This window comes from Vagococcus bubulae, assembly GCF_003950315.1.
GTDB lineage: Bacteria > Bacillota > Bacilli > Lactobacillales > Vagococcaceae > Vagococcus > Vagococcus bubulae.
Map to the genome: position 1 here is coordinate 67,900 of NZ_NGJT01000009.1, position 22,076 is coordinate 89,975.

The 22,076-nt window shown below is 34.2% G+C and carries 23 protein-coding genes; 2 read left to right on the forward strand and 21 right to left on the reverse strand.

Annotation, left to right across the window (positions count from 1 at the left end):
* Nucleotides 1-16: 16 nt before the first annotated feature.
* Entirely contained in the window at nt 17-949 is a 933-nt protein-coding gene (locus tag CBF36_RS06465) for an NAD(P)H-dependent flavin oxidoreductase (protein WP_125957624.1), read from the reverse strand.
* A gap of 229 nt (nt 950-1,178) precedes the next feature.
* Between CBF36_RS06465 and CBF36_RS06470 the strand changes: the two genes are divergently transcribed.
* Nucleotides 1,179-1,790 carry an FMN-dependent NADH-azoreductase gene (locus tag CBF36_RS06470; protein ID WP_125957626.1) on the forward strand — a complete coding sequence of 204 codons (612 nt, stop codon included), beginning with the start codon at nt 1,179-1,181 and terminating at the stop codon, nt 1,788-1,790.
* Nucleotides 1,791-1,829: 39 nt separating this feature from the next.
* Here CBF36_RS06470 and CBF36_RS06475 read toward each other — a convergent pair whose 3' ends face one another.
* The 19 genes from CBF36_RS06475 to CBF36_RS06565 form a co-directional block, all read right to left on the reverse strand.
* Nucleotides 1,830-2,771 carry a permease prefix domain 1-containing protein gene (locus CBF36_RS06475; protein ID WP_125957628.1) on the reverse strand — a complete coding sequence of 314 codons (942 nt, stop codon included), beginning with the start codon at nt 2,769-2,771 and terminating at the stop codon, nt 1,830-1,832.
* On the reverse strand, nt 2,758-3,099 hold the full coding sequence (locus CBF36_RS06480) for a PadR family transcriptional regulator (RefSeq protein WP_125957629.1): 342 nt from the start codon (nt 3,097-3,099) through the stop codon (nt 2,758-2,760). Before CBF36_RS06480 ends, CBF36_RS06475 begins: the two co-directional genes overlap by 14 nt.
* Before the next feature lie 119 nt (nt 3,100-3,218).
* The gene (locus tag CBF36_RS06485) at nt 3,219-4,445 is read right to left on the reverse strand and encodes a hypothetical protein (RefSeq protein WP_125957631.1); all 1,227 of its coding nucleotides are present in this window, start codon (nt 4,443-4,445) and stop codon (nt 3,219-3,221) included.
* Between the two features lie 203 nt (nt 4,446-4,648).
* Nucleotides 4,649-5,278, reverse strand: a complete 630-nt coding sequence (gene upp / locus CBF36_RS06490; RefSeq protein ID WP_125957633.1) for a uracil phosphoribosyltransferase — start codon at nt 5,276-5,278, stop codon at nt 4,649-4,651.
* Nucleotides 5,279-5,359: 81 nt separating this feature from the next.
* Nucleotides 5,360-6,598, reverse strand: coding sequence for a serine hydroxymethyltransferase (glyA, locus tag CBF36_RS06495; RefSeq protein WP_125957634.1), 1,239 nt, complete (start codon nt 6,596-6,598; stop codon nt 5,360-5,362).
* 58 nt (nt 6,599-6,656) lie between these two features.
* Entirely contained in the window at nt 6,657-7,694 is a 1,038-nt protein-coding gene (locus tag CBF36_RS06500) for an L-threonylcarbamoyladenylate synthase (RefSeq protein ID WP_125957636.1), read from the reverse strand.
* 14 nt (nt 7,695-7,708) lie between these two features.
* Nucleotides 7,709-8,548, reverse strand: coding sequence for a peptide chain release factor N(5)-glutamine methyltransferase (gene prmC, locus CBF36_RS06505; RefSeq protein WP_125957637.1), 840 nt, complete (start codon nt 8,546-8,548; stop codon nt 7,709-7,711).
* Nucleotides 8,541-9,611 (reverse strand): peptide chain release factor 1, encoded by a 1,071-nt coding sequence (prfA, locus tag CBF36_RS06510; RefSeq protein ID WP_125957639.1) that lies wholly within the window; start codon nt 9,609-9,611, stop codon nt 8,541-8,543. The genes prmC and prfA overlap by 8 nt, the downstream gene beginning before the upstream one ends.
* Complete coding sequence (locus tag CBF36_RS06515) at nt 9,604-10,200, reverse strand: thymidine kinase (protein ID WP_125957641.1); 597 nt, start codon at nt 10,198-10,200, stop codon at nt 9,604-9,606. The genes prfA and CBF36_RS06515 overlap by 8 nt, the downstream gene beginning before the upstream one ends.
* Before the next feature lie 79 nt (nt 10,201-10,279).
* Nucleotides 10,280-10,666 carry a prepilin peptidase gene (locus tag CBF36_RS06520; RefSeq protein WP_125957643.1) on the reverse strand — a complete coding sequence of 129 codons (387 nt, stop codon included), beginning with the start codon at nt 10,664-10,666 and terminating at the stop codon, nt 10,280-10,282.
* 70 nt (nt 10,667-10,736) lie between these two features.
* Nucleotides 10,737-12,218, reverse strand: coding sequence for a DEAD/DEAH box helicase (locus CBF36_RS06525; protein WP_125957644.1), 1,482 nt, complete (start codon nt 12,216-12,218; stop codon nt 10,737-10,739).
* 89 nt (nt 12,219-12,307) lie between these two features.
* On the reverse strand, nt 12,308-12,886 hold the full coding sequence (locus CBF36_RS06530; RefSeq protein ID WP_125957646.1) for a TVP38/TMEM64 family protein: 579 nt from the start codon (nt 12,884-12,886) through the stop codon (nt 12,308-12,310).
* A 122-nt stretch (nt 12,887-13,008) separates the two neighbouring features.
* Nucleotides 13,009-13,992 carry an ornithine cyclodeaminase family protein gene (locus CBF36_RS06535; RefSeq protein ID WP_125957648.1) on the reverse strand — a complete coding sequence of 328 codons (984 nt, stop codon included), beginning with the start codon at nt 13,990-13,992 and terminating at the stop codon, nt 13,009-13,011.
* A 13-nt stretch (nt 13,993-14,005) separates the two neighbouring features.
* On the reverse strand, nt 14,006-14,884 hold the full coding sequence (locus CBF36_RS06540) for a sulfite exporter TauE/SafE family protein (protein WP_125957650.1): 879 nt from the start codon (nt 14,882-14,884) through the stop codon (nt 14,006-14,008).
* Nucleotides 14,885-14,886: 2 nt separating this feature from the next.
* A complete protein-coding gene (locus tag CBF36_RS06545) occupies nt 14,887-15,696 on the reverse strand; it encodes a TrmB family transcriptional regulator (RefSeq protein WP_125957652.1) in 810 nt (269 codons plus the stop codon).
* Nucleotides 15,697-15,932: 236 nt separating this feature from the next.
* Entirely contained in the window at nt 15,933-16,736 is an 804-nt protein-coding gene (locus CBF36_RS06550; protein WP_125957654.1) for an ABC transporter ATP-binding protein, read from the reverse strand.
* 18 nt (nt 16,737-16,754) lie between these two features.
* Nucleotides 16,755-17,630, reverse strand: a complete 876-nt coding sequence (locus tag CBF36_RS06555; protein WP_125957655.1) for an ABC transporter permease — start codon at nt 17,628-17,630, stop codon at nt 16,755-16,757.
* Nucleotides 17,631-17,655: 25 nt separating this feature from the next.
* Nucleotides 17,656-18,615 carry an ABC transporter substrate-binding protein gene (locus CBF36_RS06560; RefSeq protein ID WP_207854477.1) on the reverse strand — a complete coding sequence of 320 codons (960 nt, stop codon included), beginning with the start codon at nt 18,613-18,615 and terminating at the stop codon, nt 17,656-17,658.
* A gap of 386 nt (nt 18,616-19,001) precedes the next feature.
* Nucleotides 19,002-19,604, reverse strand: a complete 603-nt coding sequence (locus CBF36_RS06565) for a carboxymuconolactone decarboxylase family protein (RefSeq protein WP_125957658.1) — start codon at nt 19,602-19,604, stop codon at nt 19,002-19,004.
* 179 nt (nt 19,605-19,783) lie between these two features.
* Between CBF36_RS06565 and CBF36_RS06570 the strand changes: the two genes are divergently transcribed.
* Complete coding sequence (locus CBF36_RS06570) at nt 19,784-20,149, forward strand: YxeA family protein (protein ID WP_125957660.1); 366 nt, start codon at nt 19,784-19,786, stop codon at nt 20,147-20,149.
* 55 nt (nt 20,150-20,204) lie between these two features.
* Here CBF36_RS06570 and CBF36_RS06575 read toward each other — a convergent pair.
* A partial coding sequence (locus tag CBF36_RS06575; RefSeq protein WP_125957662.1) for an Ig-like domain-containing protein occupies nt 20,205-22,076 on the reverse strand: 1,872 nt, incomplete at its 5' end.

Consider the following 22,076-nt stretch of genomic DNA (forward strand, 5'->3'; position numbering starts at 1 on the left):
AAGTCGTCCTCTCTATCTATATTTTAGGCAGTGATACTTTTCTATACTGCTCTAGAATCTCATCATGTAATTCTTGAACTGTTTTTATTGTCGAAATTGTCCCAATAATTTGTCCAGCCATCACCGAACCATTCACCATGTCACCTTCCTTAACAGCCTTATATAAAGAGCCTATGGTTAAAGCTTCTAATTCATCTCTTGATACTTCCTTAGCCTCTAATTCTAAATAGTGACTTGTCATCTCGTTGCGGATGTTTCTTACAGGGGCCCCATTTTTTCGTCCTGTCACAACGGTTGATGTTTCATTAGATAAAAGGATTTGTTCTTTATACGCATCTGAGACTGGGCACTCTTTTGTTGCTAAGTAAACTGTTCCCATCTGAACCCCCTTTGCACCTAATGCTAATGCTGCAGCCAATGACTGCCCATTTGATAACCCTCCTGCAGCCACAACTGGAATACTCAATGCTTGTGTTGCCGCAGACACTAGTGGAAATGTACAAACTTCTCCAATATGTCCTCCTGCTTCCATCCCTTCAACAATCACAGCATCCGCTCCTAATTTTTCCATCTTTAAGGCAATGTCAACATTGGGAACAACAGGCATGACAATAACACCTGCTTCTTTTAAACGTTTCATATATGGTTTTGGTGTTCCTGCACCTGAAGTAATAATTTTAACACCTTCTTCAATCACCACATCAATAATGTCATCTCGGTTTTCCATCATCAACATCACATTAACCGCAAATGGCTTATCCGTTAGTTTTTGCGTTTTTCGGACTTCTTCTCTTACTTGTTCTGTTGTCATACCACCAGAAGCAATAACACCAAGTCCTCCTGCTTCTGATACGGCACTAACTAATTCTGATGTCGATATTTTGGCCATTGCTCCTTGAATAATTGGGTATTTTATTCCTAATAACTCATTAATTAATGTCATAGTCATCCTCTTTCTTTTATCAAACTTTTTGACGTTCTTACTGTTATAATAGTACTTGTTATTGTAAGTGGTTTCAAATCACTTTTTCTTACGCCTTCTATTATAAAAACTAATACAGTATTAAGTGTTTATTTATAGTATAAATAAAAAAACTTTGCTATTTTTCACAAAATACTTTATATTTATAATTACTGATAAATAATAAGTAAAATATAAATGAATTGAGGAAATGATTATGTCAAATGTATTAGTTATTAAAGCACACCCATTAACAACGGATGATTCACGTACCCTTAAAGTATTAGATGCCTTTTTGACATCTTACAAAGAAAGTCACCCAACAGATATGGTTGAATTCGTTGATGTTTACGATGATTTCATACCAGAAATTGACAAAGATATCTTAACTGGTTGGACTAATTTAAGAGAAGGAAAAGAAATTACGGAAGAACAAGCCAAAAAAATTGAACGTTTTTCTGAATTGACTGAACAATTTCTGAATTCAGATAAAATTATCGTAGCTAATCCTTTATGGAATTTAAATATTCCAACTAAATTAAAAGCATGGATTGATACCATAGTTGTTGCAGGCAAGACGTTTAAATACACTGAAACTGGTAAAATACCCTTGGTTCCAGGGAAAAAAATGTTGCACATTCAAGCAAGTGGGGGCATTCACTCTGGTGAAGATACTTCTTCTAAATATGTCAAAGAAATCTTTAACTTTGTTGGCGTAGAAGAAACAGATTCTATTATCATTGAGGGATTAGACTATCAACCAGACAAAGCAGATGACATCTTGGCATCTATTATTGAAAACACAAAAGAATTAGCTAAAACCTTCTAAAAAAATGGTTACATCACTTAGTCATGATGTAACCATTTTTTATATTTTATGACTTAATGTATCTTGTAGAACACCACCAATTGGGAAAACAATCCAACAAATGAACCATCCTTCAAAGAAAAAGCCCCAACCAAAAAAGATTAATAAAATCACTAACCAGTATAATGATTCAAACCGTTGTAAAAACTGATGACGTTCATAGTCCTTATCTGAGGTACTTTCCTCTAAGCCATTCTCTAATAAAAAGGTATAACTTCCTTGAATATTTCCAGCATAGATAAAAAAGAAACAAGCCACTGAAGCAATTAGTATTAATGAGCTTAAACCAATATCTTCCCCAAATCCCCAAAACAAACTAAAAATAACAGAAAAGATAGATAACATAGATAACCCTACACCTAAAACCATTGATAAAACAAATGAACGGTGATAGTCAAATTTAGCTTGCTCTAGCAATACTCGATCCTCAGAATTTAGAATAAATCCCTTTTTCAAGTAATTAAATACGGATAGTTTCATTCCACCAATAATAAATAGGCTAATAGCAGCTAATATACATAGTCCTATGATAAAGAAAGGGATGGAAGGAGAAGTTCGATTAATAAGGAAAAGAAAACTACTTAGACCTACACCTAGTGACACCACACCGCTCCCAATAAACATACCTGTTAGTCTCTTTGTTTCAAGGTAGTTCGTAATAACTGACTCAGACAAAATGGGTAATTTAGATGAAACAAATTGATGATACTCTTGATCATCCACTTCTTCTACTGAAATCTCTAAAGAATCTAATAGTTCATCTATACTACCAAACTCTGCAATAACTGTTCCCAATGCTTCATTTTCTGCTTTTCCTTCTTCTATAAGCTCTAAATATTTTTCTTTCATATTTAATAAAATATCTTCTTTGATTGCTAATAATTCTGCCGTATATGGCAAATTAACAAACATTGTTTCCACATAATTTTCAATGACTTTCATTTTGCTCTCCTCCTAAAAAGTTATCAATGACTTCTTTTGTTAGTGCCCACTCTTCTTTTTTTTCCAAATAATACTGTTTCCCTTTTGGGGTAATCTTATAGTACGTTCGCTTTTTACCAAATGTCTCATTACCTGGATATGATGTAATATAGCCATTTTTTTTCAATCGATTAAAAGCTGAATAAAGAGTTGTTTCTTTAATAATGTATTTTTGATTACTCTGTTCCTTAATTTTTTTGGAAATCTCATAACCATAAGAATCTTCATCAATTAAAAGAGATAGTATCAAAGGGTCATTGTATCCGCGAATAATGTCGCTACTAATCATTCAACCACCTCATAAAATTACTTTATCTATCGTAGTAAATAAAGTTTAGCATTTTTACTACGTCTAATCAAGTAATTTTTTACAAAGAAAAAAACCGTCTGTCTGACGGTTTTAAACTATTATTTCTCTTTATAATACGACATTGGCCATTTATCAAAGAAAGTATTCATAAATAGCATTGGCATCATGTAAACGAATTGACCACCTAGAATACCTAACATAGGATGCTCTAATCCTAAATGATTTCCTCCAAAAGGCCATAAATGAAGTGTTTTAAGCCAAAGTATTCCTAACACTGAGCCAATAGTTATCACAATGATTAATTGAATAACAATACGTTTCCATGCTGATGGAACCAATTCTTTATTTGGATAATCATCAAAATGATGATGCCATGTTAGCAACACATTAATAATCGTTAACACGAATGATGCAACTGCTAAATCTGGATCTATACCAACTTCTGTCGCAAGTGGTGTTAGTAACTGGCTAAGTATTGGTAGCATAATGAACGCTCCAATCACAGCAATAGCTAATCCAATCAATCCTGAAATAGGTTGACGCGTTGTAAAAAGCTTTTGTGGATATCCTTCTGCTCCTTCTGCTGGCAATAAGAAAAAGAAAATAAACAATTGACACCAAGCAATAGCTGTTGACCATGAACCAAAAGGAACTTGAGTGATTGCTACTCCATCAATTTGTAACTGGAAAAAACTTGGAACAATAAATACAATCCAATTAAATAAAGCTAAAAATAATCCTAAAAATAGTGTTCCAAACGAAATAGACCAATTTGATTGACTGTATTGGCTAAATGGGTATTTACCAAACAAGCTAACCAGTGGTATCTGTGTTAAAATAACCGACAAGGCAAAAAAATTAATCGCTGACCAGCCTTTTATTGCTAAAAGAGCTTGTACATCATTTTCTGGTCTAAACAATACTTGCCAACTAAACGGTTCCCACCATAATCCTAAAAAAGTCACAAATAAACTAAATCCAATGATACCAACTAAAAATGCCATTAATGTGTATCTAATGCCTGTTTTCAAATGAGTTAAATTTCTTGTATGTTTCCCATAATTCCCAAGATTCAAACTAAACCAAACCCATGTTGAAATCACTAGCCAAAAAAACGTTCCCTCAACTGATTCTTTAAAGAAATGTCCTTGAATTTCTGCTGGTAAATTATTAACACTCTCGCCACCAACAAGACCAATCACTAATTGCCAAACATTTGACCAAATAATCCATCCTACAGATGCAAATAAAATTAAAAATATCACGGATACAATACCACTTAATAAAGGATGTTTGATCCTTTTAGCAATCACAATATTTTCCATAACCTTCTCCCTTATATCTATTTTGTTATATTCGCGCAAAATATAAGTTTAATTTATAATGATTTGTAATCGATTACAAGTTACAGAATATTATGGTATCTAATAGTTTTTTTAATAGTCTTTAGCTATTGACAAGTTAAGATAGGTCATGATTCACAAAAAATCCCCTAGAATAACTCTAAGGGATTGACTACTCATTATTATTATTTAGTACCAAATAAACGGTCACCAGCGTCACCTAAACCAGGAACAATGTAACCTTCTTCATTTAATTTTTCATCTAAGCCGGCAGTATAAATATCAACATCTGGATGAGCTTCTTGAAGTGCTTTCACACCTTCTGGAGCTGATACTAAACAAACAAATTTAATGTTTGTTGCCCCACGACGTTTTAATAAATCAATTGCCATAATAGCTGAACCACCTGTTGCTAACATTGGGTCTACAACAAATAGTTGTCTTTCAGCAATATCTGCTGGTAATTTAACAAAATATTCAACTGGCTCTAACGTGTCATGGTCACGATATAGACCAACATGTCCAACTTTAGCTGCTGGTATTAATTCTAACATACCATCAACCATTCCAATACCTGCTCTTAAGATTGGGATAATCGCTACTTTCTTACCAGTTAACGTTTTTTGTACTGACGTTCCCATTGGTGTTTCAATTTCAATGTCTTCTAATGGCATATCACGAGACACCTCATAAGCCATTAACATAGCAATCTCATCAACAACTTCTCTGAAAACCTTTGTTCCACAATTTTTTTCTCTGATAATTGTTAACTTGTGTTGGATTAACGGATGATCTATCACTTGAAATTTTCCCATAATGCGATTCTCCTTTTAAATTTTATTCTTATCTATTGTAGCCGAAAAAAAGGGAATTGACTAGTCAATTCCCTAAAAATTTTATTTATAAAGTGGATGGTTATTTAATAACTCTGCCACTTCTTTTCTTATTTTCTCTAACACACTTTCTTCTTCATGATAAGTCAGTGCTTCAACAATTAACTCAGCTACTTTTTTAGCATCTTCTTCTTTAAATCCACGAGTTGTAATAGCTGGTGTTCCTATACGGATACCACTTGTGACAAATGGACTTTGACTCTCAAATGGAATGGTATTTTTATTAACTGTAATATGTACACTATCTAAAATAGCTTCTGCTTCTTTACCAGTTAACTTAAATCCTGTCACGTCTATTAATAATAAATGATTATCTGTATCCCCACTAATTAAACGCGCTCCAGGTGTTTGATTAATTACACGAGCCATCGCCTTAGCATTTGCTAATACTTGTTTACTATAATCTTTAAATTCAGGTAATAGTGCTTCTCTAAATGCCACAGCTTTTCCTGCTATAACATGCTCTAATGGGCCACCTTGAATCCCTGGGAAAATAGCACTATTTATTTTTTTAGCTAATTCTGGTGAGTTAGTTAAGATAAGTCCACCTCTAGGGCCTCTTAATGTTTTATGGGTTGTTGACGTGACAATATCTGCATATGGAACTGGATTTTGATGTAGACCTGTTGCAACAAGTCCTGCAATATGAGCCATATCCACCATTAATTTAGCTCCAACACTATCTGCTATTTCTCTAAATTTCTTGAAATCAATATCTCTAGAGTATGCACTTGCTCCAGCTACAATCAGTTTTGGCTGATGTTTTCTTGCTAAAATTCTAACCACTTCATAGTCGATAACTTCTGTCACTGGATCTACACCATATGACACAAAGTTATATGTTTTACCACTAAAGTTTACTGGAGAACCATGTGTTAAATGCCCTCCTGCTGTTAAGTCCATTCCCATAACAGTGTCTCCGTCTTCAACTAAAGACAGGTAAGCGGCAGTATTCGCTTGTGAGCCTGAATGAGGCTGAACATTAGCAAAATCAGCTTGGAATAAATCTTTCGCACGATCAATCGCTAAATTCTCTACCACATCAACAAATTCGCACCCACCATAATATCTGCGTCCAGGATATCCTTCTGCATACTTATTTGTTAATACACTTCCTTGGGCTGCCATAACAGCTTCTGATACAAAATTTTCTGAAGCGATTAGCTCAATCGTTTCTTGTTGTCTCTGTTTTTCATTAGCTATAGCATCCCACAAAACAGCATCTTCTTTTTTATAATCCATATGCAAACACACTCCCGATTTTTTATACTATTGTACCATATTTCTTTATAATTACTATTTATTTTCTAAAAAATGTTTGATTTGCTGCTTTTTTTAACCGATTCATATAACCTGCGTTTTGACTTACTTCTGGATATCCTTCTGCCAAAATCACACCATCATACCCTGTTAATTCAGCATCGAGTGCTCTTAATCCACCAAATAAATGCTGCATAGCAGATTTAACCTCTTTTTTTTCTGATAGCATATAAAGTGCAAATACCGAATAATCCACTAAACGATCCGCTATTTCTCCGCTAGATAAAATAGCAACTGTTTTATCCAATTGTTGATAGTATTCAATCGCTTCTTCCCAGTTATCTAGCTCACTGTCTATCATTATTACTGGTGTATCAGGAGAATAATGTTTGTACTTCATACCTGGCGATTTTGGTGCATTCTGTTCATCGACTAAGTATGTGTCAATCGCTATTTCACCGATAACTTGTTCTATTTCTTCTTTTGTAATCGCTCCTGGTCTTAAAATAGTTGGCATATCAGGATTGCTCATATCTAACACGGTTGATTCTATTCCAACTTCACATCCACCATCGTCTAATACACCTTCAATCTTTCCACTCAAATCATTCAATACATGAATGGCAGTGGTAGGACTTGGCTTACCTGATGTATTAGCACTTGGACCGACTAGTGGTGTACCTGACTGACGAATCAATTCCAGTGTGACATGGTTATTTGGCATTCTAAAAGCAGCTGTATTTAAATTAGCTGTTACACTGGTTGATAAATCATTGTCCTGTGCTAAATTAAAAATAAGCGTTAATGGCCCTGGCCAAAATGTTTTCATCAACTGTATGGCTTTGTCAGGAATAGCCTCAACATATTCTTCTACCATCTCTTTTGAGTCCACATGAACAATCAAGGGGTTATCACTCGGACGTCCCTTAGCTAGATAGACTTTTTTCACCGCTTCTGTATTGGTCGCATCTGCTCCCAATCCATAGACAGTCTCAGTCGGAAACGAGATAAGTCCCCCTTGTTTAATAATTTCAGCTGCTTCTTTCATTTTATCTTGATGATATACTTTAGTCTCCATCTTTACACTTCCTTTTAGTAAACTTTAACGATTCGGTCATGTCCTGACATATCTTTTACCACTTCTACTATTTTTTTAGGAAAGTGCTCTTGAAAAATATGTGCCACACTATCCCCTTGCTGATACCCTATCTCTAAATAAATCTTTCCATCACTTGTCAGCAGTTGTGTTGCTTCTTTTGCTAGTTTTTCATAAATAGCCAGCCCATTCTTTTTAGCAAATAACGCTAGTTTAGGTTCATAATTTCTAACAGATTCATCCATTTCATCCCATTCATCAACACTAATATAAGGTGGATTAGATAAGATAATATCAAACATCTGATTTGCTACTGGTTCAAGGGTATTTCCTTCATAAAACTCAATGTTAGTTTCTAAATGTTTGGCATTTTTTTGTGCTACTTTCAATGCTTCAGGTGATAAATCAATCGCCTTAACTGTCCAATCAGGTCGATTTTTTTTCAAACTGATGGCAATAATACCTGTTCCTGTTCCAACATCTACCACAACTTTGTTTTGAAAATCATTTTCTGTTAAACAACATTCTACAAGTTCTTCTGTTTCTGGTCTAGGAATTAAAGTATCTTCTGACACTAAAAAACGTTCACCATAAAATTCACATGAGCCAATCAAATATTGTGGTGGGTAATCTTGACTGACCTTTTCTAAATCATTTGATAATCTGTCCAATAAATCTCGGGGAACGTCTTTTTTAAAATGTAACAACAAGTCTGTTTTTGTCCATTGATTATACTCGAGTAATAAATATTCAGCAATTGAAGCGTCTTTATCATGTGTTTCTAAAAAAGAAGAAGCCCATTTCAGGACTTCAAAATATGTAATAGGCTTATCCATTTAATTTCTCCAATTGAGCTGTTTGATCATATATAATCAACGCATCCACAATTTCGTCTAATTTTCCTGCTAAGATTTGATCTAGTTTTTGAATCGTTAAGCCAATTCGATGATCAGTCACACGGTTTTGTGGGAAATTATATGTACGGATACGTTCTGAACGATCCCCTGTACCAACAGCAGATTTACGGTTTGCATCATACTCACTACGACTTTCTTGTTGTAATTGGTCATACACTCTGGCACGTAATACTTTCATTGCTTTTTCTCTATTTTTTAACTGAGAACGCTCATCTTGCATCGCGACAACAATGCCTGTTGGGATATGTGTCAAACGCACAGCAGAGGCTGTCTTATTAACATGCTGTCCACCAGCACCACTTGCATGATAAATATCCACACGAATGTCTTTATCTTCTAAGTCTAATTCCACTTCTTCTGCTTCAGGTAACACAACCACTGTTGCAGTTGATGTGTGAACACGACCTTGTGATTCAGTTGATGGAACACGTTGTACACGATGCGCGCCACTTTCATATTTTAATTTAGAGAACACACTGTCCCCTGTAATCATCACAGTCACTTCTTTGTAACCACCAATATCAGTGATATTAGCGTCCATCACCTCAAATGTCCATCCTTGGTTTTGAGAGTAACTTTGATACATTTCAAATAAATCACCTGCAAATAATGCCGCTTCATCCCCACCAGCAGCGCCACGAATTTCTAAAATGATATTTTTATCATCATTAGGGTCTTTTGGTAATAAAAGAATCTTAATCCGTTCTTCTAATTCTTCTTTTTCTGTTTTTAACTCTGACAACTCTTCTTTTGCCATTTCTTGCATCTCATCATCAAGTTTCTCACCTAATAATTCTTCTGTATCCGCAATACCTTCTGTCACTTCTTTATAACGACGGTAAACTTCTACTGTTTCACGTGTTCCTGCTTCTTCTTTAGATAGCTCCATGAAGCGTTTCGTGTCACTGACAACATCTGGGTCACTTAATAACTCCGCTAATTCTTCGTAACGGTCTTCAATTGATTGTAATTGATCAAACATTTTCTTCATCCTTTCGATTTAACAACGGTGGGTTGACATAGTGCTTGCGGCAAACTGGATAATAAGCCTCATTTCCACCGATTTGTATCTGTTCTCCTGTGTAAACAGGTTTATGATCATCCATCCTTAAATTCATTGTGGCTTTTTTATGACAAAACCAACAAATTGTTTTTAATTCTTCTATTTTATCTGCATACAACAATAAATACTTAGAGCCCTCAAATAACTCATTTTTAAAATCATTTTTAAGTCCAAATGCCATCACTGGAATATCTAAATCATCCACAATTTTAGCAAATTGAACCACATGAGCTTGTTCTAAAAATTGTGACTCATCAACTAGGATACAGTATGGTTTATCAGTCATCTTTTCTACTATATCATAGACATTTGTTTCATGAAAAATCGGGATGGCTTCTCGTCGTAAACCAATGCGACTGGATATAACACCAATCTCATCTCTTGTATCCAATCCACTAGTCATCAAAACAACTGGTTTATTTTGTTCTTCATAATTGTGAGCAACTTTTAAAATTTCAATGGTTTTCCCACTATTCATCGCACCATACTTAAAAAATAATTGAGCCATTTGTCTTACTCTCCTTAGTTTATCCTATGATAGTATACTGTAATTTCAGAAAAAAATCATCCAATCAAATACTTTTTTACTATTTATAATAGATTTTTTCACAGAGAGTTTTTTGATAATCTGTCCGATTCAGCCATGATAGTACGATAAACCAAATGAGACACAATAAAATACCTTGTAAGGCGTTTACCTCTAATCTATATAATAACATAAATAAAAGACCTGAAAATAATTCCCACAACGTACTAACATGACCAATATGATTAAAACAATATAAACAGCGACCTTTCAGGAAACAATAAGAAAACACTGGAACTAATTCAGACCATCTTAACTCATGTTGGCAATAAGAACAATGAGATCTAGGTAGGACAATGGATTCCTGTTTAGATACTCTATCACCCACTAATACAAAAAAAGAAGCCAAAGACGCCCCTAAGAAAAACAATAAACTAAGTAAAAACATTCTATCATCACACCCTTCTTTCTATAAACATTCGAAAAAAGAAAAGAGCTCTCTTAAAAGAACTCTTTTTTTAGTGTTGATATTTTTGTAAATCTTGTTCATACTTGGTAACGTTTGATTTGTTCACTTTTCTCAAACGGCCTTTAATTGATTTTGTTTGAAGTGTTTTTAATACCAAATCACCTTTACCATTTAAAATGTCGACAAAAGTTGAAATATCTAATAAATCGATCACACCTATATCATCAGCAGTCATGCCATCAATCTGACACAAGGCCCCAACAATATCACCGGCACGCATTTTTTGCTTTTTCCCTGCATTAATGTGGATTTTCATAATGTCTTCATTAAAAGATAACCCTTTTTCTTTTCTAAGTTTTGGTGATTCTAATTGTCTATCTAAAAATGGGCGTTTCATCTCTTTGACCTGTTCACGATTTGGTCGGCGCATCTCTTCTAAACTATCACCTTCTTTAGCCAAAATCGATTTAAAAGATGATTTATCTTTTGAATTAATAAACGAAATAGCTTTACCACTTTTTTCAAAACGAGCTGTTCGTCCAATACGATGTGTATACGTTTCAACTTTATCAGGTATATCATAATTTACAACTAGCTTGATATCTGATACGTCAATTCCTCTTGCTGCAACATCTGTCGCCACCAAGCAGTGAATGTAGCCACGTTTATAATCTTTTATCACGCGTGTTCGATCACGTTGTTCCATGCCACCGTGCAACATCTCACAATTAACACCTAATAATTTTAATTGTTTGGTTAATTCTTCCACCATTATTTTTGTATTACAAAAAATAATACTTGTTTCAGGATTTTCAACTATTAGTGTGTCCTTAAACTGAGACAATTTTTCATCATCAGCTGCCCATTGATAATACTGAGAAATTCGTTTTTTTTGTTCGCCCGTCTTTTTAATTTCCACATAGACAGGATTTTCCAAATATTTTTTAGATAATCGTTTCACCGCATCTGGCATTGTGGCAGAGAATAGCGCCGTATTTCTTTTTTTAGGTAATCTCGGCATAATTTGATCTAATTGCTCGATAAATCCCATCGCAAACATTTCATCTGCTTCATCTATAATCACTTGGTTGATTTTACTTAGATTAATCGTTTTTTGCATAATATGATCATATAATCGACCAGGTGTTGCCACCACAATATGTGTTCGTTGTTTTAATTGTTTAACCTGCATTTGAAAAGAACTCTTTCCAAATAAACTCACGACTTTTAATCGCTTATAACGACCTATATTAAATAATTCTTCTTGAATTTGTGTCGCCAATTCTCTAGTTGGAGTTAGAATTAATACTTGAGGGTATCGTTCTTCCCACTCTACCGCATCACAAACAGGAATACCAAAAGCGGCCGTCTTCCCACTACCTGTTTGAGATTGAACTACAATATCTTTTTTTTCAAGTAGTAATGGTACGACTTCTTTCTGAACTTCTGTGGGGGTTGTATAACCTAAAACATCTAATGCCTCAATTATCGACTCATCAATACCAAATAGATTAAATTTATTTTTTACCATGTTAACATCCTTCATAAATAAGCCACTCGCCTATTTTCTTTATTTTAGCTTTATCAGTGTAACATGTTTTATCTAAATTACTAGCACTATTAGTTTATTTTCACCATTTTAAAAACATCTAGCAATAAATAACAATGAATGGCTACAGAAATTGGTTTTAATAATATAATCGTTTTAATATAATCTTTTAATGATATCTTTGTAAACCCAGAAGCTAGGCATGCTAAATCATCTGGACCAAAAGGCATTAAAAACGCGATAATAAGCATCCAAACAGTATGTTTATTTCCAACATCAACTAATCTTTCTAGTCGTGGCATATTTTTTTCTGACATAATGGTTAAAACAAATTTTCTACCATATTTACGAACGAGCAAGAATAATATGATTTCTCCAATAACTAACCCGACTGAAGCGTACACCACTCCTATAATAGGTCCAAACGATAAAATCCCAGCAACATCACTTACCCCACCAGGAATAATCGGCACAATTGGTTGAATGATTTGAATTAAAATAAAGATAACTGGACCAAAAAAGCCAAAGCGATGTACAAATTTTTTCAAGATGATCGGATTTTGAAATAAATTATATTTAAAAGCAAAAAAAATGGCAACAATCACTATTACTAGTCCTACAATAAATATGACTTTGCTTAGTTTTTTCATTTAATCACCTCTACTTATTTATTCTTTTCATTTAAACATTTAAATAATAAGTAAATATGATTGTTTTATAACTATTTTTGTCTAATAAAAAAATCAACCACCAAAGTGATTGATTTTTATTCTTATACAGTTAAACCAATGTTTTGTTCTTTCGCTTGTTCAACCATCTTTTGTGCCACATATACATCTAGTACAGCTGAACCAACTGTTTTGAAAATAGTAATGTCTTCATCATTTTCTCTACCCTGTAACTTACCTAAGCCAAGCTCTCCTAATTCACCAGCATATTTATCTTTTGATACATAGCCATCTTCTAGTGGTTGCATAAAGTCGCCTGCTTCTTGTAACACACCATCCATTGTATCAAAGATAATTAAGTCAGATTCTTTAATGATTTCTCGTGGAATTTCGCACATGTCATGTGTATATGCTCCCACACCATTGATGTGAGCTCCCTTTTTCACCCACTCACTAGAAAATGTTGGGCGTTTAGATGTTGTTACGCTTGTGATGATGTCAGCACCCTCAACACATTCTTGTGCTGTTTGAGTTGGAATCATTGTAACCTTAAATTTTTCTGCCATTTCTTTTGCAAATGCAGAGGCTCTATCAAAATCAATATCAAAGATACGTACTTCTGTTAAGTCTCTTGCTGTCAACATCGCCCATAATTGACTTTCAGCTTGTCCACCTGTTCCAATCAAAGCACCAATTGTTGCATCTTTTCTCGCCAAAAGTTCTGTTGCCGCTCCTTGCACAGCCCCTGTTCTTAATTGTGTTAAATAAGTACCATCAAGCATGGCATTCACAATCCCTGTTTCCGCATCAAGAACGACCATTGTCGCTGGAACACTTGGAATGTTTTTTTCAATATTTTTTGGATAAACCGACACAATCTTGACACCTAATGCATCTTTTCCACTGTCACATTCAACATAACCTGGCATATAAAGGCTTTGTCCTTCTGCTTTTGGTACTGGGATATTAGTTCTTAATGGGATAGTTGCTCTACCCTCTGAATAAATTTTTAATGCTTCAAGTGATGCATCCATTGCTGCTCTCATATCAAAACATTTTTCAATATCTTCTTTTTTCAAAAATAACATACTCTTTTCCCCCTTAAGCTGTTTGTGATCCTTTTTTAAGTTGTGCTGCTAACATTGAATATGAGCTATATAAAAGAACAAAGATAACAACCCATTTCAACATGTAAGTATTTAGTGATTTCACTAAAAAGACTGCTACTAATACCCCTAGAACACCAAATATTGACGTAAATAAAGTGATTTTACGGCTATATTCACCAAATTTAATGAATTGAACACTTCCGATTGGCACTGAGAAGGTACACGCTCCCATCATAATTGGGAAAGCGGCAATTGGATCCATTCCTAATAAGTAAACTGTAACCATTGTCAAAGCATATGACCCAATCCCAATATTGTTTAATGCCCCATATACAAATAATAAAAACGCTGCTAAGACTAGTTTACCACCATATAACTCTGTTGCTGTCCCATTTGATTGAATCCAATTAACTTGTCCGGCAAAAATTAAGAACGCGGCAATAATTAACCCAACACCAACGAATTTTTTAATGGTATCTTCTGGTAGTTTCACTACAAATTTTGGTCCAATATAAGCACCGATTACTTGCGCTATAATACAAATCGCTAATGTTTTAATCCCAACATTTACCCCTGAAATATATGATAATGCCATTGCTGCTACAGGTATAACACATTGTGTGTTTAATGTTCCTGGTAATTTTTTCATATTTACCCAACCTAATTTTGGATAAAGAACGGTTCCTATTGCAAAATCTGAAATACCAAATGTTGATAAGAAAAACATGATAAATGAAGTAAACGGCAACCATTTTACGTTCGCTTTTTCTTCTTTAAATTCTTCTTTATGACTCATTAAATCTTTCACAAAAGTAAAAGCGAAAAATCCATTGACTAATATAATTAATGTTAATAAAACTGTTCTGACCATGACTATTCCCCCTTAAATATTGAACGCACTTTTTCAAACTCGTGACCATATTTACTACGCAATTCTTGAGGCAATTCTTCAATAATTTTCAATGTATAAGCATCATGTTTAATGTATTCTTTTGATAAACTAACCATCGCATTATTTTTTGTCCACGTGACGTCTGTTTGACTTGTTTCTTCTGATAATGTACCAAACACCACTTCTTTTTCATCTCGAACAATGTTAATCCACCTAGATCCAAAGTCTTTTAATTTTTCTTCTTCAAACCCATGTTGATAATAATGATTTAATGGCAGATTATAATGATGTTCTGTATCAAATAGAATCACCACACACTCGTCTAATCGTTTCTCAGCTTCTTGTAATAAAAATAATAGCTCGTTACTGATATCTTGTTTCCATATTTGAACCAACAAACTTTTTTTAGAATGCTTAATTAAATGCTCAACTTTTTCCAAAACATGAGAATACCCTTCAATTTTCCATAATAACTCTTCTTCTTCAGCTTCTTTTATCCCACCTAATTGCTTATCCAAAACAGCTAAATCCTGTTTGACGTCCTTTTCTAAGCGTTCAATAAATTCATCTGAAGATATCGCTCGATACAACTTTGGTTCTGATTTATTCACAATAACTAAATTTTTTTTCAATAACTTTTCTAAAATGTTATACACTTTTGAGCGTGGTACACCAGATTGTTTACTTATTTCATAACCTGTTAGCTTATCTTGTTCCAACAGTGTGGTGTACACTAATGTCTCCATCTCAGAAAAATGATATTTTTTCATTATTTGTATTATTGTTTCCATAATTTTTTCAACCTCTTTTTTAGTAGCTACCTTAGTAACTACTATATCATAAAATAACGTTTACACAATCTATTTGTGATATTTTTAACATTAAATAAACCCTTTTTATAATGTTTTCACAAGATTAAATTTGATTAAAATGCTTATAAAAGAACTTTAATCACAAATATTAAAATAAAAATTTCACGAACAAAAAAACTCAAATCAAATTGATTTGAGTTTTTATTAATTAAACACTAAGATAATATAAGTGCATCATCTGTCAGTGATTGTCCACTATTTTTTTGGAATAAGTCCATTAAATCTTGGACTTTTAATCCTTCTTTTTGCTTTTGATTGATATCAACAACAATTTTCCCTTCATGTAACATCACCAATCGATTGCCATATTTGATAGCATCTTCCATGTTGTGCGTAATCATTAATGTGGTTAAATGATCTTCGTGAACCATCTTTTCTGTCAAGGTTAAAACAGAATGACTTGCTTTAGGATCAAGAGCCGCTGTGTGCTCATCTAATAATAATAATTTAGGTTTTACGATTGTTGACATAAGAAGTGTTAAAGCTTGTCTTTGACCTCCTGAGAGTAACCCCACTTCTTTTTTTAATCTATCTTCTAAACCTAAGTCTAAGCGTACTAATTGCTTTTTAAATTCTTCTCGTTGAGCATCTGTCACGCCTAAAGACAATCCTCGTTTTTTACCTCTAGCATAAGCAATAGATAAATTTTCCTCAATACTAAGTCTTGTAGCAGTCCCCATTCTAGGATCTTGAAACACACGACCAATATGAGCGGCTCTTTTTTCTGTTTTTTGAGAAGTTATGTCGATATCATCCAAAATAATTTCACCTGAATCAACTGAAATATTTCCAGCAATACAGTTAAGCAACGTTGACTTACCTGCACCATTTCCTCCAATGACGGTGACAAAATCACCCTCATTCAGCACAAGATTCACGCCACGTAAAACATGATGCTCATTAACAGTGCCTACTTCAAAACTTTTATGTATATTTTTTAATGTTAAAGTTGGTATCATAATAATTCCTCCTAATCTTTATAAGTGTTTCTTTTTAATAAATTTGTTCTTAATCAAAGGTGATGATAAACAAATCGTCAACACAATGGCTGAAAACAGTTTTAAATCTGTTGGTGCTACACCCAAGTACAAGACAAGAGAAATAATAAATCGATAAATAATTGAACCTAAAATAATTAAAAATAATCGTTTGACAAAACTAACATCTTTAAATAACACTTCACTGATAATCACAGAAGCTAATCCAATGACGATTGTTCCAATCCCCATACTAATATCCGCATACCCATTACTTTGAGCCATCAATGCTCCTGATAACGCAATTAAACCATTAGAAATCATATAGCCGATGATTTTCATATTGTCAGTATTGATTCCATTAGCCTCACTCATGGCGATATTGTCACCTGTCGCATGAATCGCTAACCCAATGGCTGTTCTAAAAAATAAAAATAAGAACAAAATAACAATAAGCGAAGCAATAATCCCAACAATTAATGTGGCTAGTTGATTTGTCATTCCTAAATCATTAAAAGTACGCATCACTGTTTTTTTACCTAATAAAGAGACATTCGCTTGTCCCATAATCCTTAAATTGACTGAATACAATCCAGTCATTGTCAAAATCCCTGCTAAAAGTGCTGGTATTTTTAATTTGGTATGCAATAATCCTGAAACAAGACCAGCTAGTAATCCACCACCAAGTCCCATTAGGGTTGCAAGCAATGGGCTAGTACCTGAAACAATTTGACTTGCACTGATTGCTGCTCCTAATGGAAAACTTGCTTCAGCAGTTAAGTCCGCCACATCTAATATACGATAGGTTAAATACACCCCTATTGCCATAATTGACCACAAAAATCCTTGAGAAACACTTGAAATTATGATATCCATTCTTATCACTCCACTTATCTTTATCTTATTTTATCGTTGATGGGTCAATTCCCAATGCTTTTGCCATGTCTTCATTAACAACTAAATCTAAATCTGTTGGCATATCTACTGATAAATCAGCTGGTTTTGCTTCACCTTTTAAAATTTTCACTGCTAACTTACCTGTTTGGCGACCTAATTTTTCATAATCTAAACCATAAGTTGCTAACCCTCCAACTCTGACATCTTCTGCTGAACCTGTTACAATTGGTAATTTTTTGTTTCGTGCAATCTCTCCAACTGTTTCCATGGTGTTGGCTAATGTATTGTCTGTTGGAATATAAACCCCATCAACTTCTCCTGCTAATGCTGTCATGACTTGTTGAACATCATTTGTTGAAGTAACGGTTGACTCTTTTACTTTCACACCTTTTTTCTCAATCGCTTCTTTAGCCAATTTCGCTTGAATCACTGAGTTTTCTTCACTTGAATTGTAAATGATACCGATTGTTTTAGCATCTGGAACAATTGATAGCAAAAGATTTGTTTGTTTATCAATTGGAACCATATCACTTGTTCCTGTAATATTTTTACCAGGCTTTTCATTACTTTCAACCAACCCTGCTGATACAGCATCCGTCACAGCTGTAAATATGATTGGAATGTCCGTTGTTTCAGTGGCAACTGATATGGCTGCTGGTGTTGCAATCGTTAAAATCACATCACTTTTTTCTTTTACTAATTTTTCACTCATACTTTTCAAATTAGCTTGATCGCCTTGAGAATTTAAAGAATCTATTTTGATATTTTTTCCATCTTCATATCCTTCATCTTTTAATTCTGCTATAAATCCTTCACGCGCTTTATCAAGAGATTTATGTTCCATATATTGTAATATGCCTACTTTTTGCATCCCTTCATCTGAACTTTTTTCTTTGTTGCCACATCCTACTAGTAAACCAATTGCTGCTAATCCTACTAATCCTCTTAATACATTTTTTCTCATTTTTTCTTCCCCCATTTTCTCTTTTTACAACTAATGCCAACAAAAAAAGCATTGACCAGATACAATAATCTAAGTCAATGCTTTAAAAGATATAATCCTACTATCTTAAAAAAATATTAAAGCCACTTAGATTATCTTAACAATCTATGTGGCGAAAGTTGCTCATTAAAATTCCTTAGCCCCATAGATACAAACTTTTCCGGTTTGCATCCATGATAAACATGTCTACAAACACTATCTAAAGTAGCTAAAGTAAAAATTATTCAGTTGTGTTGGTATAATTTGCTGTTTTTTATTCATAGCAATGCCTCACAATCTAAATTTGATAAACGTAGTATATCTATTTTTTTCTAATCTGTCAATCACTTTTCTCATTTTTATTTAATTTAATAACAATCTGCTATTGGCAACTTTAATGCAGAGGCAACAATGGAATGAACTAACGCGACTGGGAGCATACCGATTAACGACAATATAACACCTAATTCGTAATAGATAGTTGACCGATCATCTTTTTTAAAGGCCTCATTTGTTGTTACTCTTGATAAAAACGATCCAATCGGGATGCCAAATGTATTTCCCATCATAATGATTTGTGTCGATGATAAAATAGCTTTAGACAGTTTTCCATCATACTCTTTTACTAAATTATGCCATGATTTTTTTGACACTTTTCCATTATTATCTGCAACATGTTGAGCAAATAAAATAGCCATTTGTTCATCTAACGGAACTTCTGTCATACCACCACCTAACAACTCATTAATCTCTAATTGAGACATACCAGATTCTAATGCCATTGTAGTATGCCCATAAGAACAAACAGCACAACCATTTACCTCTGTGACAGCCAACATAATGCGAGAATTAAAATGCTTTGAAAGTACACCTTTTTTGATTGACTGACGCCAATTAGGGATATTTCTAAATGCATAATATAGCCTATTGTAACGCTCACTAAAAGACGCTAACTCTTTTTTTACTAACATGTTTTACACTCCTAAATAAATAATACTTCCATCATAGTGTATATTTATGTACGAAGATACTTTTATGCCTAAAATCAATATTCTCTAGTACTAGAGAATGAGATAAAAATCAATCTAGGGATTCGTTAATTTTAAGACATTTTTATCTATACTTATCATTGAAGAGAGGATGATTTATTATGACACACTATAAAAAAATAATAACAGCACTTATTTTAATAGCCTTTATTGCCACTCCAATGTATCTTTATCACAAGTATCAAGGAGGCACATACTATTACACAAAAATTACTAAAGAACCAACTAATACTGAAGATGCCCTTGATGATAGAGGAATAAAACAAGGTTCTGTTTATACTTATAATCTTTCAAGTGTTGATAATAAGGGAACAGAAAAAGACCTTGAATTTGATGCTTACAAAGATAAACCATTAAAAGAAAATGCTTATTTAAAAATAAAAGTAAATGACATTAAAGGTGTGCTGACTTGGGAAGAAGTTCAAAAAGATAACATTCCAACTAAAGCAAAAGAAAAATTAAATTAAAAAAAATACCCATACAACTCATAATTTGAAGTTGAATGGGTATTTTTTTTATTTATTAAGCTTGTTCTTTCTTTTTACGATAATACACTGCTCCACCTACTACAGATAACATGGCCAATCCACTAATAATTAATGTCTTATCAGCAGTTTCTCCTGTTTTTGGTAGTTTTGAACTTGATGATGTATTTTTATTATTCGTTGTAGAAATTCCATTACCAGTAGGTCTAACAACCGTTGTATGATTATTAGTTGATTGATTGGTTGAACCACTTTGTTGTTCACAGATATCACCAATCTTTTCAATTGCCTCAATAGTTTTCTTCATTGAATTAATTATATCATCTAATGTTGTCATTTGATCAATTGTTTCTTTTCCAAGTTTAGCTATTTTGTCAATTGATTCTTTTAATTTTTCTTTTTCTGCATCTGATAAATGAGACATATGATCAATTCGATTCTTAGTCTCAGTAGCTACTTTATCAATTGCTTGTTTTGCAATATCCTTTTCTTTTTCCAAAGAGTTTTCTAAAGGTATTTTACCATTTTTCACTGTCGTTGTTGTTGATGTTCCTTTATTTCCATTAATACTTGGGGTCACTGTAATGACTTCACCTTTATTTAGTGGTGGAACAACAACACTGTAATCTCCATTGCCATCCACAACACCTTCACCTAGTTTGTTGCCATCTTTATCCGTAATCACCACGGTATCGCCTGGTTTACCTGTTCCGGTAACTGTTGTATCGCCTTCGGTTGGTTGATTAATTGTTGGTTTATGAGATTCAGGAGTCCCGATATCTTCTGCTTCGCCTCCACCTACTTCGGGTTTTGGTAATACGGTCGCGGTGCTTGATGTTCCAACATTACCATTGATACTTGGGGTCGCTGTGATTTCTTCTCCACTTGGTAGATCCGTCACTGGAATGCTGTAATCTCCATTGCCATCCACAACACCTTCACCTAGTTTGTTGCCATCTTTATCCGTAATCACCACGGTATCGCCTGGTATTCCTGTTCCGGTAACTGTTGTATCGCCTTCGGTTGGTTGATTAATTGTTGGTTTATGTGAATCAGAAGTCCCGATATCTTCTGCTTCGCCTCCACCTACTTCAGGTTTTGGTAATACTATTGCGGTACTTGGTGTTCCAACATTACCATTGATACTTGGGGTCGCTGTGATTTCTTCTCCACTTGGTAAATTCGTCACTGGAATGCTGTAATCTCCATTGCCATCCACAACGCCTTCACCTAGTTTGTTGCCATCTTTATCCGTAATCACCACGGTATCGCCTGGTTTACCTGTTCCGGTAACTGTTGTATCGCCTTCGGTTGGTTGATTAATCGTTGGTTTATGAGATTCAGGAGTCCCGATATCTTCTGCTTCGCCTCCACCTACTTCGGGTTTTGGTAATACGGTCGCGGTACTTGATGTTCCAACATTACCATTGATACTTGGGGTCGCTGTGATTTCTTCTCCACTTGGTAGATCCGTCACTGGAATGCTGTAATCTCCATTGCCATCCACAATACCTTCACCTAGTTTGTTGCCATCTTTATCCGTAATCACCACGGTATCGCCTGGTTTACCTGTTCCATTGACCGTTGTATCGCCTTCGGTTGGTTGATTAATCGTTGGTTTATGAGATTCAGGAGTCCCGATATCTTCTGCTTCGCCTCCACCTACTTCGGGTTTTGGTAATACGGTCGCGGTACTTGATGTTCCAACATTACCATTGATACTTGGGGTCGCTGTGATTTCTTCTCCACTTGGTAGATCCGTCACTGGAATGCTGTAATCTCCATTGCCATCCACAATACCTTCACCTAGTTTGTTGCCATCTTTATCCGTAATCACCACGGTATCGCCTGGTTTACCTGTTCCATTGACCGTTGTATCGCCTTCGGTTGGTTGATTAATCGTTGGTTT

Bases quoted from the DNA above. Each gene is read 5' to 3' on its own strand.
- upp (WP_125957633.1), bottom strand. From the start codon at position 5,278: ATGGGAAAATTTCAAGTGATAGATCATCCGTTAATCCAACACAAGTTA.
- CBF36_RS06540 (WP_125957650.1), bottom strand. From the start codon at position 14,884: ATGGTCAGAACAGTTTTATTAACATTAATTATATTAGTCAATGGATTT.
- prmC (WP_125957637.1), bottom strand. From the start codon at position 8,548: ATGGATAAGCCTATTACATATTTTGAAGTCCTGAAATGGGCTTCTTCT.
- CBF36_RS06500 (WP_125957636.1), bottom strand. From the start codon at position 7,694: ATGGAGACTAAAGTATATCATCAAGATAAAATGAAAGAAGCAGCTGAA.
- CBF36_RS06560 (WP_207854477.1), bottom strand. From the start codon at position 18,615: ATGAGAAAAAATGTATTAAGAGGATTAGTAGGATTAGCAGCAATTGGT.
- CBF36_RS06515 (WP_125957641.1), bottom strand. From the start codon at position 10,200: ATGGCTCAATTATTTTTTAAGTATGGTGCGATGAATAGTGGGAAAACC.
- prfA (WP_125957639.1), bottom strand. From the start codon at position 9,611: ATGTTTGATCAATTACAATCAATTGAAGACCGTTACGAAGAATTAGCG.
- CBF36_RS06485 (WP_125957631.1), bottom strand. From the start codon at position 4,445: ATGGAAAATATTGTGATTGCTAAAAGGATCAAACATCCTTTATTAAGT.
- CBF36_RS06525 (WP_125957644.1), bottom strand. From the start codon at position 12,218: ATGGTAAAAAATAAATTTAATCTATTTGGTATTGATGAGTCGATAATT.
- CBF36_RS06470 (WP_125957626.1), top strand. From the start codon at position 1,179: ATGTCAAATGTATTAGTTATTAAAGCACACCCATTAACAACGGATGAT.
- CBF36_RS06555 (WP_125957655.1), bottom strand. From the start codon at position 17,630: ATGGATATCATAATTTCAAGTGTTTCTCAAGGATTTTTGTGGTCAATT.
- CBF36_RS06465 (WP_125957624.1), bottom strand. From the start codon at position 949: ATGACTATGACATTAATTAATGAGTTATTAGGAATAAAATACCCAATT.
- CBF36_RS06545 (WP_125957652.1), bottom strand. From the start codon at position 15,696: ATGGAAACAATAATACAAATAATGAAAAAATATCATTTTTCTGAGATG.
- CBF36_RS06550 (WP_125957654.1), bottom strand. From the start codon at position 16,736: ATGATACCAACTTTAACATTAAAAAATATACATAAAAGTTTTGAAGTA.
- CBF36_RS06535 (WP_125957648.1), bottom strand. From the start codon at position 13,992: ATGTTATTTTTGAAAAAAGAAGATATTGAAAAATGTTTTGATATGAGA.
- glyA (WP_125957634.1), bottom strand. From the start codon at position 6,598: ATGGATTATAAAAAAGAAGATGCTGTTTTGTGGGATGCTATAGCTAAT.
- CBF36_RS06480 (WP_125957629.1), bottom strand. From the start codon at position 3,099: ATGATTAGTAGCGACATTATTCGCGGATACAATGACCCTTTGATACTA.
- CBF36_RS06520 (WP_125957643.1), bottom strand. From the start codon at position 10,666: ATGTTTTTACTTAGTTTATTGTTTTTCTTAGGGGCGTCTTTGGCTTCT.
- CBF36_RS06475 (WP_125957628.1), bottom strand. From the start codon at position 2,771: ATGAAAGTCATTGAAAATTATGTGGAAACAATGTTTGTTAATTTGCCA.
- CBF36_RS06570 (WP_125957660.1), top strand. From the start codon at position 19,784: ATGACACACTATAAAAAAATAATAACAGCACTTATTTTAATAGCCTTT.
- CBF36_RS06565 (WP_125957658.1), bottom strand. From the start codon at position 19,604: ATGTTAGTAAAAAAAGAGTTAGCGTCTTTTAGTGAGCGTTACAATAGG.
- CBF36_RS06530 (WP_125957646.1), bottom strand. From the start codon at position 12,886: ATGAAAAAACTAAGCAAAGTCATATTTATTGTAGGACTAGTAATAGTG.